Annotated in this window: 7 protein-coding genes; 2 read left to right on the top strand and 5 right to left on the bottom strand. The window is 60.4% G+C overall.

Going from position 1 to position 13,012, the window contains the following annotated elements:
- Positions 1-3: 3 nt before the first annotated feature.
- From bglX to BLW03_RS07055, 3 genes are all read right to left on the bottom strand, one after another.
- Positions 4-2,310, bottom strand: coding sequence for a beta-glucosidase BglX (gene bglX, locus BLW03_RS07045; protein ID WP_244501992.1), 2,307 nt, complete (start codon positions 2,308-2,310; stop codon positions 4-6).
- Positions 2,311-2,341: 31 nt separating this feature from the next.
- Entirely contained in the window at positions 2,342-3,748 is a 1,407-nt protein-coding gene (locus BLW03_RS07050; RefSeq protein ID WP_139285129.1) for a glycoside hydrolase family 30 protein, read from the bottom strand.
- An 87-nt stretch (positions 3,749-3,835) separates the two neighbouring features.
- Entirely contained in the window at positions 3,836-7,303 is a 3,468-nt protein-coding gene (locus BLW03_RS07055; RefSeq protein WP_074652970.1) for a TonB-dependent receptor, read from the bottom strand.
- Between the two features lie 291 nt (positions 7,304-7,594).
- Between BLW03_RS07055 and BLW03_RS07060 the strand changes: the two genes are divergently transcribed.
- Together BLW03_RS07060 and BLW03_RS07065 are read left to right on the top strand one after the other, a co-directional pair.
- A complete protein-coding gene (locus BLW03_RS07060) occupies positions 7,595-9,784 on the top strand; it encodes a winged helix-turn-helix domain-containing protein (RefSeq protein ID WP_280138044.1) in 2,190 nt (729 codons plus the stop codon).
- A gap of 84 nt (positions 9,785-9,868) precedes the next feature.
- Complete coding sequence (locus tag BLW03_RS07065; RefSeq protein WP_139285130.1) at positions 9,869-11,230, top strand: hypothetical protein; 1,362 nt, start codon at positions 9,869-9,871, stop codon at positions 11,228-11,230.
- Positions 11,231-11,244: 14 nt separating this feature from the next.
- Here BLW03_RS07065 and BLW03_RS07070 read toward each other — a convergent pair whose 3' ends face one another.
- The gene (locus tag BLW03_RS07070) at positions 11,245-11,682 is read right to left on the bottom strand and encodes a GtrA family protein (RefSeq protein WP_212733152.1); all 438 of its coding nucleotides are present in this window, start codon (positions 11,680-11,682) and stop codon (positions 11,245-11,247) included.
- Positions 11,683-12,972 carry an NAD(P)/FAD-dependent oxidoreductase gene (locus BLW03_RS07075; protein WP_348270851.1) on the bottom strand — a complete coding sequence of 430 codons (1,290 nt, stop codon included), beginning with the start codon at positions 12,970-12,972 and terminating at the stop codon, positions 11,683-11,685. It abuts the gene before it with no gap.
- Positions 12,973-13,012 lie beyond the last annotated feature (40 nt).

A 13,012-nucleotide genomic window follows, 5' to 3' on the forward strand; every position in this document is an offset into this window, starting at 1 on the left:
TCGTCAACGCACCAGCGTGAACGTCGTGTGCAGATCTGCCTTTACGGAGTCACCCGTCCACACATCGTACGTGCCCGGCTCCGTGACCCACGAGCGGCTGCTGGCGCTCCAATACGTGAGCTCGTTCGGCTGCAGTGTCAGCGTCACCGTGCGGGACTCATGCGGCTTCAGACTGATGCGCTGGAAGGCCTTCAACTCCCGAACCGGCCGCGATGCACTGCCGGCACGCTGATGCACGTAGAGCTGCACGACATCATCGCCTGCCGTGTCGGAAGTGTTCTGCACATCGACGGAGACCTGCAGCGGCTGGCCCATACGCAACGTCTCTGAAGCGGCATGCACGTTCGACACCGCGAAGCTCGAATAGCTCAGACCAAACCCAAACGGATAGAGCGGCGCACTCGAAGAATCCCAGTAGCGCGTATTCGGCTCCGATGCGATCTGCGTCAGGTTATCCGCGTAGTACAGCGGCACCTGGCCTACGCTGCGAGGCCACGTGATAGGCAGCTTGCCACCGGGATTCGCATCGCCCGAGAGCAGGTCCGCAACCGCGTTGCCACCCTCTGTTCCCGGATACCAGACATCCAGAATCGCGGGCACATGCTGCGACGCCCAGGTGATGTCGAGCGGACGTCCATTCATCAGCACCAGCACAACAGGCTTGCCCGTCGCAACGGCCGCCTCCAACAGCTCCTGCTGCTTCCCGGGCAGTGTGAGCGAAGCGCGAGAGGCACGCTCACCACTCATCGTCTGCGCTTCGCCCAGCACGAGCACAGTCATGTCGGAGTTACGAACCATTTCGATGGCGCGATCGAACTCGGCTTTCTTCGCTTCCTCGGTCGTCAGCGTTGGCTTTGGATCAGGAAACTGATCGTCGAAGATAGAGCGCTGATCACGCCAGATCTCAACACCCTTGGTGCTGCGGATCTCGCTTGTCGGGAAGCGCTTCTTCAAGCCTTGGAGCACCGTGATGGTATCTTCCGGATGCCCCGCAAGACTCCACGATCCCATGGTGTCTGCCTGCGCATCGGCCAATGGTCCAATCACTGCCAGCGTGCGCGGGGCCTGTTTCATGGGCAGCAACTTGCCCTCGTTACGAAGCAGCACCGCCGTGCGTGTTGCAGCATGACGAGTCGCCGCGCGTTGCTCTTCTGACAGTGTCTCCGCAGCATTGCGCTGCAGATCGGCATAAGGATTCTTGAAGAGACCGAGGCGATACTTTGCCACGAGGATCTCACGCACTGCACCGTCGATGGTGGCGATGGAAACCTCGCCCTTCTGCACTGCTGACGGCAGTTGTTCGCGATAGGTATGACTCGTCATCTCCATCGCAACACCTGCATTCACGGCGCGTACTGCCGCGTCGTGATCGTCGGCCGTGAAGCCATGCGTGGTCAGGCTCTTCACACTCTCCCAGTCGCTGACGACGAAGCCAGGAAACTTCCACTGGTCTCGCAGTACGTCATGCAGCAGCCACTTGTTACCCGTTGCCGGCACCGAGTTCAGATCCATGTACGCGCTCATCAGTGAACCGGCACCAGCGTTGACCGCTGCCTGATAGGGCTTCAGGTAGACGTTGTAGAGCTGGTCGTCGGAGAGATTTGCCGAGTCATAGTCGCGGCCCCCCACGGCACCGCCGTAACCTGCGAAGTGCTTCACACAGGCGAGCAGGGTATCGGGATCGCTCAGATCCTTGCCCTGGAATCCACGCACCTGCGCTTCGGCCATGCGAGCGCCGAGATACGGATCTTCGCCTGCGCCCTCCATGATGCGTCCCCAGCGCGGATCGCGCGCGATGTCCACCATAGGCGCAAAGGCCCAGCGAATGCCGAAGGAACTTGCCTCACGTGCGGCCATGCGCTGTGCCTTCTCCGCTGTCTCCGGCTCCCACGATGCAGCCATGGCAAGCGGCACGGGATAGATCGTGCGATAGCCATGGATGACATCGAAGCCGATCAACAGGGGGATGTGAAGACGCGACTCTTCCATCGCGATCTTCTGCATGCGGTTGATCTCGTTCGGATCCTTGATGAAGAGCAACGACCCAACCAGCCCCTTGCGGATGCGGTCTTCCACGCCGGGGCCGTCGGGCGAGTTCAACGCAACTTGCGTCATCTGCCCGACCTTCTCTTCCAGCGTCATCTGCTTCAACAGCTTGTCAGCAAAGCGGTAAGCCGCAGGATCAATGGGAGCGGGCGCCGTGGGCGGAGCGGCCTGTTGCGCACCCATCGTCGGAGTCATACAGCAGGAGAGCGCGAGCGAGCCAACGACCGCAGCGGCAGAGACAGAGCGAAGAACACGAATTACCAAGAAACACATCCTAAGTGCAAAGCAATCAAGCTTAGCGGCCGTTCCACGTGTAAGTGACGAGAGAATGCGCGGGCAGTGCGATGGTTGCAGTGCGCTGATGCCAGGTAAGTGCGACCGTCTGGTCTTCTTCGCCGGTGTTGAAGGCAAGCAGCACAAAGCTGCCGTCGAGGTTACGGAAGGCAACCTGCTCAATGCCCGCGCCCGTCATCACCGAGGCGATGTGGACAGCGCCGGGGTGAACAAACTTACTGGCATGCGCCAACGCGTAGAAGTCGCCATTCCACGTGATCGTCGCAGGCCTCTGCGCAGAGTCGATGGTCAGCAGGCCGCGGCACGTGCCGCATCCGCCGGCGTGCGGATTCCCTTTGGGATCGAGCGCGATGCCCCAGAGTGAAACACTCTTCGACCAATGTTGTGTCGACGAGATGATAAGCATCGCGGTGCTGGCAAGCGGCGGTTCCTTCTGCCATGTGCCACCCGAACACTCCGTCATCCAGATGCCCATGCCGGGGTCCTTCTCATGCATGCCATCCTGCACGTCGGCACGGCCGCCATAGCAGTGCATGGCTGAGCCCGCCATGAAGGGACGTGCCGCAGCATCGGCGATCACGCTCAATGGATATTCCGGATGATCCCAGTTGTGGTCGTACGCGAGAACCTGTGTCTTCAGGCCTGCGGCGCGCAGTGCCGGGCCAAGATCTTTACCGATAAAGCGCGTCTGCTGATCCGCCAACATCTTTGTCGTCGGGAAGTCTTTGCGCTCGTTCAGCGGCTCGTTCTGTACGGTCAGGTACTGTGGCACAATGCCTTCCTGCTGGAAGGCTCGCAGGGAGCGGACAAGGTACTTCGCATAAGAGGCCTCGGCATCTTCCCGCAGCGCGCCTCCACCCAAAGCATTGCCCGTCTTCATCCACGCAGGCATACTCCACGGCGAGGCGATTAAGGTCATCTTCGGATTCAGCTTCAGCGCTTCGCGCACCGTCGGAAAAACGTCTGCGCGATCCTTCTCCACGGAGAAATGCTCCATCGCAGGATCCTGCTGGCCCGCGGGCATGTCGTCGTAGCTGTAGTGTGTGCGAGACAGATCGGTGGAAGCAATGGGCAGGCGCATTGCGCTGAGACCGATACCGCTGGTCGGCGAAAACAACTTCGTCATCACCTCGGCACGCTGCGCAGCGGATAGCTCGTGCTGCAACAGGTAAGCCGATCCTTCCACGAAGGCCGCACCAAAGCCATCGATGGTCTGGAAGCGTTTTGTGTCATCGACTGCGATGGCGATGGGGGAAGCAGATAGCTTCTTCTGAAACGTAACGGCGGGCAGCGGTGCCATGGTCTTCGAGAGATCCACCGTGGTCTGCACGGCCTGCACGGTCTGTGCCGTCAATGGGGTTGCCAGCACTACGGCCGAGGCGAGGAACAACAATCGGGAACAGGTCACGCAAATCCTTGAGGGGAGAATCAGTAAGTGAGAAAAGGCTGGGCTGACCGAATCCGGTCAGCCCAGGGTTTAGGGAGAGTGCGCCGCTTAGAAGTAGATCTTCGCTGCGAGCTGGACCACACGCGGGCCACCGGGACCGCTTGGGCTGCGAACGCCGGTGGGCGTTCCCCATGCGGAATCCTTCGTGATCGACAGCGGCGTGTAGGTGTTGCTGGCCGAGTTATAGCTGGGCAGCGTCACGTTTGCGCCGTAGTCACGCGAGGAGAAGTTGGTGTGGTTCAGGATGTTGAAGAACTCACCGCGCAACTGGATGTAACGACCGCCATCAGACTTTCCGAATGCGAAGTTTTTGAAGATGGAGCTGTCCCAGGTGACGAGAGCATCGTTGCGGATGCTGCCCGGTGCACCCTGGGTGGGAGCGCCGATCGTGGGGAGGATCAGGTTGCCCTGATGATCCACACCGACGTAGGCGGGTGGCGTCTTGCTGTACTGGCGTCCGCCGGTGAGCTGGTTGGCAGGCGAGTACAGCGTGTTGCGAACAGGATTGCCGCTCTGGAAGTTTGCAAGACCAGAGAGCTGGTAGCCGTCCGTGATGTACGCGATGAAGTGCGATGCGCTTCCGAAGTGCTGCGCAATCTTCGGCAGGTCATACACGTAGTTGATCGAGCCGATGTTACGCCGATCAAATCCGGCGGGACCGTAGCTGTACAGCTTAGGGTTGAACTTGTCGACAAAGCTCTCGTCAGCCGTGGAGGTAGTCATCGCCTTCGACCAGGTGTACACGCCGCCAAAGGTCAGGCCACGCGAGAACCGGCGCTGCACGGAAAGCTGTAGCGAGTGATAGTTCGAAGTACCGTCGAACTTGTAGTACTCCATCTGGTCGTAACCCTTGTAAGGCGCCAGGTAGTTTGTCTGGTAGGCCTTCGCACCGCTGAAGCTGAGGCCAGCGGCACGATACTCCGGCGGCAGGTTCGGCTCGACCGTGGGAACAACGCCACCCGCGTACTGCGACGGATCCTGCGCGGCGCGAGTGAAGGTAGTGCCGTACGGAATCTGGTTTAGATCGCGCGCGGTTACCTGGTGACGGGAGAGCGTTCCAACATAGGCCACATCCAGCGTGGTGCCGGGTGCAACTTCGCGCTGAATACCCAGCGAGTAGCTATACGTTGTGGGTACCTGGCCGTTGATGTCTGCACCGTAGATACCAGACAGAACACCAGGGGCCGACTGCGCCGCCGTTGCAATGCCGGTAATGTTGCCGGTCGTCAGAGACGGAGTCTGCACCAGTGCCGGGTTACCGAAGACGGTGTTGAAGACCAGGTTGCCCTGCGAACGGTCATGCGAGATGCCGAAGCCGCCACGCAGCACGCCCTTGCGGTCGCCAATCGTATCCCACGAGAAACCAATACGCGGCTCATACATGATGCCGCGACCATTCCAGCCGCCCTTGGGCAGGGTTCCGTTCGAGGCATAGGTCATGCCGTTCAGACGATTGCCTGTCCCGGCCACGATAGCACCGCTTGTCGGGTTGATGGTGACGGCTGCTGCCGGGTCATACGCAGACGGTGTGAACAGCGCGATCTGGTTCTTCGCGTCATACTGCGGCGGGATCCATGCGAAACGGACGCCGTAGTCCAGCGTGAAGCGCGGCGAAAGCTGCCACGTGTCCTGCGCGTAGAACTCGAACTGGTTGTAACGGAAGAAGCCCGTCGGACGTGCGCTGGACTGCGAGAAGCTGTTGAAGGCGCCTACCAATGCCGAAGCAAAGGGCGAACCCTGGCTGCTCGAGGTCGATCCGGCGAGACAGCCGCCGGCACTGGTGCAGGCGTTGCTGAAGCTGAACTGACCGTTGCTGTTGCCGTAGCTGATCTGGTCCTTGCGCGCACGCTGGTAGAACGCACCGAACTTCATGGTGTGGCTCTTGTAGCTCCAGCTCAGGTTGTCGTTCGCGTTGATGGTGGTGGTGGCCTGGTGCCAGGGTGTGGAGCCGAGGTAGCTGCTGGGATAGGTCTGTCCGTTGCCGCTGAACGAGAAGTCCGGGATGGACGTGTCCGACGTGACCGGGTACAGCAGCGGCAGGTTAATGTTGTTGGCGCCAACGCTGATGTTGCCGTTCACACCCGCAATGCGTGAGTGGTAGACGCTGGGTCCGACGCTGACCTCATTCACGATGGTGGGTGTGATGGTGCTGGTCAGGTCAAGCGAAGCATTCCAGCCGGGCTGCGAGTTCGTGCAACCACCGGCGAATTGCAGGTTGGAGGAGCACTGCAGGCCGAAGTTGCCGAAGGGGCCTGTCTGCGTGTCCTGGTTATTGATGTAACGGCCGAAGAGGCGCTCCGTCGGGCTGATCTGGTAGTCCACACGGGTGATGTACTCCGTACGCGGATGATCGAACGACAAAGGATCCTGGCGGTTGTAGGTGGCGTTGCTGGTGACGTTGGGCTGCGGATACAGGTTCAGGATGCGCTGAATCTGCGCGTAGTTCGCCGCCTGAGCTGTTGTAAGCTGCGCTGCCGTGACCTGGTTGTTGGCAAATGGCCGACCGGTGTTCGGGTTGTAGATGGTCAGCGCGTTGCCGCTGCTGTCCTTGCTCTGGCTGAAGTCGCCCGTGCGCTCCAACGCCGTGGGCACGCGGTACTGGTTGACCGCGCCGGGCTGTAGCTGGCGATAGAACTCCGTCGAGAAGAAGAAGAAGAGCTTGTCCTTCACGATGGGTCCGCCAATCTGTGCGCCGGCGGTGTTCAGGCGGTACAGCTGCTGCGCGGTCTTGTTGTGGTTCTCAAGCCAGCTGCGTGCGTCCATGCCTTCGTTGCGATGAAAAAAGTGCACGTTGCCGTGGAAGTCATTGGTGCCGCCGCGGGTCGTCACAATGATGGACCCGCCGCCAGCCTTGCCGAACTCAGCCTGGTAGTTGCTGGTGAGCACCTTCACTTCGGAGATGGCGTCAGTGTTGATCGTCACCTGCGTGCCGCCGTTGTTCCCGGTGTCGACGTTCGAGGCGCCGTCGATGGTGAACTCGTGCTGGTTGGCGCGGGTGCCGTTGACGCTGTAGCTGTCGAGACCGCCTGTGCCGGAGACGCCGAAGCTGCCGGACCCCGAGACGCCGGGGATGACGCGGACGATGTCGAGGACGTTCCGGCCGTTCAGAGCAATGTCATTCAGCTGCTTGCCGGTGATGAGATCCGAACGCTCGCCGGAGTTTGCCTGGATCTGCAACTGGCCTTGATCGGCGGTGACGCTAACGGTCTGGGCCTCCGTGCCGATCTGGAGCTGGAAGTTGCCGGCATTCAGACGGTCCGCCGAGCTGAGAACGATGCCGTCCTTCTTGAGCTGCTGGAAGCCGTTCATGGAGACGGTCACGGTATACGTGCCACCCGGCAGGTTCGGGAGCGAGAAGGTGCCGTTCGCGCCGGACGTGACGGTGCGCGTAATGCCAAGGGCCGGCGCAGTTGCGGTTACGGTTGCGCCGGGGACCAGTGCTCCGGATGTATCCTGAACAGAGCCGAGAATGGTGCCGGACGTGACCTGCGCACCCGCAAAGGCGGCTGAACTCAACGCCAGAATGCAGGCGATCGGGAGTGGTCGCAGGGCGAGTGATGGGGCCGTCCGGGGAAGAATGACGCTGCTCCAGCTGGCCAAGCGGAGTTTGGAACGGGAAGATAGCACTTTTTTCCTACCTGCTTTCGACTGCTTTTCGAACGACCTGAACCCTAGGGATCGGCGTTAACAATTGTCATGAGAACCCTCCGAAGGTTCCCTGAGGTTTTCCTGATGGACGTTAAGTCTCACGGCAACAACGAGATAGCAGAGCCTCGGGAAGCCACAAAGAAGCCACCAAGCCCCTTTATGGCAGGCAGTTGGCTTGTTGAGCCGGAGCTGAATAGTCTTCGAAGAGGAGATATAGAGCGCCACCTGGAACCAAAGGTGATGAAGGTTCTGCTAGCGCTTGCAGAGCATCCGAACCACGTCGTCTCCAAGGATGACCTGATTACCGCAGTATGGCCCGGGACGTTTGTCAGCGATGACGTGCTCACCCGGTGCATCTCCATGCTGCGACGCGCGACGCGAGATGACCCGGCAACGCCGCATTTCATCCAGACAATCCCGAAGGTCGGGTACCGCCTCGTCGCAGAGATCCAGGAGGCTCCGCCAGAGCCGGCACCGGCCCAGCCCAAACCGCTCCCTGCGCCTGTCACCAGTAACGTCGAAGACTTGCCGGGAATCGTAGCCGCGACGAAGAAGACGGAGACTGAGACGTCTCATCGCAATGACGAGAAGCCTCAAAGCATTCATAATAAATCACTTAACAGAAAACTACTTGTACCAGTTTTTGCAGCGCTTTTCGTCGCCGCGGTCATCACAGTTGTGCTCCTGAGGGGTGCCGCCGCCAGGCAGCACGAAGTCGTACTGCGGACGCTTCCCTTTACCAGCCAGGCCGGCGAGCAGCTGCAACCGGCCTTTTCGCCCGATGGCAGCGCGCTCGCCTACGTTGGAGTCTCCAGTGACGGGCGCTCACAGCACCTGTTCCTGCAGAAGGTCGGCTCTGAGGTCATGCAACAGATCACAGACGGGCCCGGACAGGACTTCAGCCCAACCTGGGCGCCTGACGGACGTCAGATCGCCTATCTCTCGGACACACCAGAAGGGCTGGGCATTTTTCTGCTGGATCTCGCGTCACAAACGGCACGCAGGGTCTTCGTCCCGCAGGAGTTAACGCACTGGGATGAGGGCGCGCTCTCTTGGTCTCCGGATGGCCGCAGCCTGGTCTTTCCCGATCATGCTGGCTCCAGCCCCAGCTCCTCAATCTTCCTTCTGGACCTCGCCACGCTGCAGGCACATGCGCTGACGCATCCGCCGGACGGCTGGGAGGGCGACCTGACGCCAGCTTTCTCGCCTGATGGCAAGCGCATCGCCTTCACCCGCGCCAGCGAGACGGCGGTGCGCGATTTGTTCTGGGTTCCGGCCGCGGGCGGCGAGGCACGTCCCCTGACCCATGACCGCACCTACGTCGACAGCCTTGCCTGGGCAGCCGATGGCCGCTCGGTCGTGTTCTCCTCCAGCCGCGGCGGCAAGTCAGCCCTCTGGCGGGTCGCGGCGAAGGGTGGCGATCCGGAACGCATGCCGATGGGAACGGAGGATGCCGCACAGCCGGCGATCAGCCGCATGGGCGACGTCACACGCGTCGCCTACACACAGGGCTCCGCGGTGTGGAGCATCGTTGAAGTGGCCGCGGGATCCGACGCTGAGCCAAAGGCAATCGTCTCCTCCACACAGCAGGACTCGGCTCCGGCCCTGTCTCCCGATGGGAAGCGCTTCGCATTCCAATCGCAGCGCTCCGGCTTTCAGGAAATCTGGACAGCCAGCATCGACGGCTCAGACCTGCAGCAGATCACGCACCAGGGAGGCCCGTTGACCGGCAGCCCGGCCTGGGCACATACGCAAGACGAGATCCTCTTCGACTCGCGCGTCGGTGGGCACTCGCATATCTTCTCCCTCACGGCTGAGGGAAAGACTGTTCAGCTCACTTCGGGCGAGTTCAACGACATCACGCCCCGCTGGTCCAATGATGACAAGACCATCTTCTTCCGTTCGAATCGAGGCGGCCGCTGGCAGTTATGGCGCATGGACACGCGCGATCACCAGCCCACGCCCCTGACGTCTGAGGACGGCATCGTGCCCCAACCTTCCGCCGATGGAAAGTGGGTCTACTACACGCGGGGCAGCGAAGACGGGCTGTGGCGTGTGCCCGTGGAGGGCGGCCCAGAGACGCAGGTCCTGCCGCAGCCCGCCGCCGGATACTGGGGATTCTGGCAGGTCACGCCGCACGGCATCGTCTACCTCGACCTGCGGGACAAGGCTCTTCACATCTTCGAAGCCGCGACGGGCACCAACAGCCTCTTCGCCCGGCTGCGCCGCATGCCTCCAAAGTTCGCGGGTCTAAGCGTGACCTTGGATGGCCACCGCGCCCTGCTCACAGACGAAGCGCAGGCTGGTCGACACATCACCCTGACAGAGACAGGGCCATCCAGTCGATGACTACCATGGCTCTGAGCAGTGCGCCTTCAGAGGAGCGCTTCGAAGCCCGATAGAATCCATGCAGCACAGGAGCTAAGGGTAATCGTGGAGCGACAAGATCAAGCGGTCACTGAAGAATTCTGTACTGGCGTAGCAGACGTCACATCGACTCGGACTCGGCTGCTCGCCTGGCTGGGGCTTTTGGTACCCCTCGCTTCCTTCTGGGCGATGTGCGTGCGTTTCTTGTCACCGCTCCCTGTCTCGGACGACTACGACGCAGTGCTTCTGTTCTTGGCGCGCGCGCGGGAGAGCCACACATCTTGGCTCAGCGCGGTCCTATTTCATCAGCACAATGAGTACAAACCGATCTGGGCGAACGCTTTGATCGCGCTGCAGTACGGACTGGCTGGCCATGTCAACTTCATCGTGCTGTCGCTGCTCGGCGATCTGCAGGTCATGCTGCTGGGCTGGCTGCTCTGGAAGACCTTCGCGCCCGACACGACTACTCGGATGTGCCGGCTGATTCTATTTGTGCCAGTCGCGCTTCTCGTATTCCAGACCAACTACGCTGAGACGCTCAACTGGCCGATGCCAGGCATTCAAAACCTGGGAGTCGTGACTTTTGCTCTCTTGTCTCTGTGGCTGCTGAACCGCGAAGGAGCCTTAAACCTGGTGGGCGCGTGCGTCGGCTTTGCGCTCGCAATCGCCGCATCGGGCAATGGCCTCTTTCTGTTCCCGGTTGGCTTCTGGCTGCTTTGGCATCAGCGACGACGCGCGCACCTTTTCCCGTGGACATTCACCCTGCTGGCGTGCGTGGCTGTTTATTTCACGCACTACACCCGCTATTCGGCGGGCGCCGGTGCTCCCCACGCAGGTATTCACCCCATTTTCTTCCTGTCGTTTTTGGGATCCTTTGCGGGCGTCAAGCTGCCGATCATCCGGTACTTCTCGATCCCGATCGGCATCTGTGTTCTCGGGGGAATGGCTTTCGCAGCGAAGCGCGGTTTCTATCGCAGAAATCCTGCAATGGCGGGCCTGCTTGTGTTCCTTCTGATCACCGCAATCGGTGTGTCCACCACAAGAGGTGGCTTTGGCTACGCAGGCAGCCTTTCGGGGCGCTATAAAATCTACGCCGACTTGATGTTGATCGGGCTCTACGCCTTCGGTCTCGATATGGTGGCGAAACAACCGGCCAGGGTACGTCTGCGGGCGTACCGTTGGTCGCTTGTGATGGCGTCCCTCTTATTTCTGTTCGGGACTGCATTTGGTTTTCGAGCGATGAAGACGCGACTTACAGAGCTGAATAGAGGGATGGCGCTCTACCGCGTAACCGGCGGCACCGAAGGCCCGATCCCTACGCAGGCTCCGGGAAAATCTGCAGAAAGTATCGACCCTACGGCGTTCAACGTTCATTTTCGCGAGGCACTGCAGGAAGCTGCCACATCCGACGTTTACCACCTGCCATAGAGAAGAGGTAATTATTAGCCGCGAAACGAAAAGTGCTTGTGGCCAAAATAGCTGCTGACGATTGGGCTACCTACGCCCACAAGGTGCGCGACGCTCTCGGTGTGCCAGTGAAAGTTCATTTTTGGTAGAAGCCACGAAGCGAGCAGCAGGCTGACCAGTTCCACCTGGATGAAAGCAACTGCATTCACGATGGCGAAGCGAACCAGTTCTTTCTGCCACGGATTCTCCGTTTCGTCGAAGACGAACATCCGGGTAAGCGTGAAGGCTACCGCCATCCCCACCAAGTAGGCAGCGGCGACCGCAAGGGAGTATCGCATGACGTGCGAGAAGGCCATCCGGCTAAGGACGTTCGCAATGGCCGCGACGATCCCGGCGCCCGTAAAGCGGATGAATCGCTTGAGTTCGCCGTGGCGCGACTCGTTCCGTGTGTCGAGAGCCTCTTCGATATGCACTTACGCAGTCACTCGCGCGGCCATTTCTTTGCCAAAGCGCAAACTCTCTGAGATACCGCGATCTTCCGGATAGTAGAAGCAGGTATCGGCGATCTGAAGGCCGGCGATCGGTGTCTGCACAGGAGGGATCTTCGCAGCAAACCCCGGTTCGCAGATGGGCTGCGCGTACTTCAGTCGTGCGACGGACCCCGCGATAACATCGTCGTCCGTTAGAGACCGGTTGATGCGCTTGAGATATCCCAGAGCCTCGCTCAGCAGCTGATCATCAGACCAGGAAAACTTCGGATGCGTGATCGGCATGTAATACGGCACGTAAACCACGTGGTCGTCGCCAACCTTCCGCAGGTTTGAGAACTCGACAACGCCCGGAATCTCGATATCCGGCTCACTGATGTTGACCCAGAAGTGCGGTGTTACGGCCTTCTTCAACTTGAAGACAAGGCAGCAGATACCGATGTTTTCGATGGCGTCGTATCGCGCCCGCCACTCTGCGGGAAGATCCGGAATCATGTTGCCCAGCAGTGGTGTCGGGACGGTGCAGATGACAAAGTCCGCAGGCACAAAGCCGTTCGGCGTCTCAACGCCCGTGACCCGGCCATTCTCTGAAGTCACCTTGATCGCGAGCGAGCTAAGACGGATCTTGCCGCCCAGCCGCTCGATCGCGGACGTCAGGGTATCCACCAGCGTCTGGCTGCCACCTTCGATATAGCCGAGCTTCTCTCGCATCATGGAGTAGCGCGATCGGCCGATGCGGCGGATGCGCGTCCAGATCCACGCGGCAGAGATGTTGTCCTGATAGCTGAAAAATTTCAGGCGGAAGAGCGGTTCCCACAGCTTGTCATACGCTTCCTGGCCGCACCAGCGCAGAATCCAGTTCTTGGCCGACTCTGTTTCGATGCTGTCCCACCGGTCGCGCTTCACGGACACAAAGGCAAACAGGGCGTAGCGCAGCCGGGCGATGAGGCTGAGGTGAGGATAGGTGAGTAGCGCAATCGGATTGCCCCACGGAAACAGCTTGTTATTGCTGAAGACACCCATGGTCGTAACATGCCAGCGCATCTTGTCCCAGATGCCCAGCTCCTTCATAAGGTCGAAGGTGGCGAAGTCGGTGTTGCACACGAAGTGATAGAAGCGTTCCGTGGAAAGACCTGCAAGGTCAAAGTGGGCCGCCATGCCGCCTGGCTCTGGCGAGCCTTCGACCAACTCGACGGTATGACCCGCCTTGACCGCGTGGTACGCGGCGGAAAGCCCCATGGCTCCGGAACCGATAACAACAACGCGTGCGATGATCTTGCCTGCTTTCTAGGGGGAATGGATTGCAAACAATGAG

Source organism: Terriglobus roseus, assembly GCF_900105625.1.
Classification (GTDB): Bacteria; Acidobacteriota; Terriglobia; order Terriglobales; family Acidobacteriaceae; genus Terriglobus; species Terriglobus roseus_B.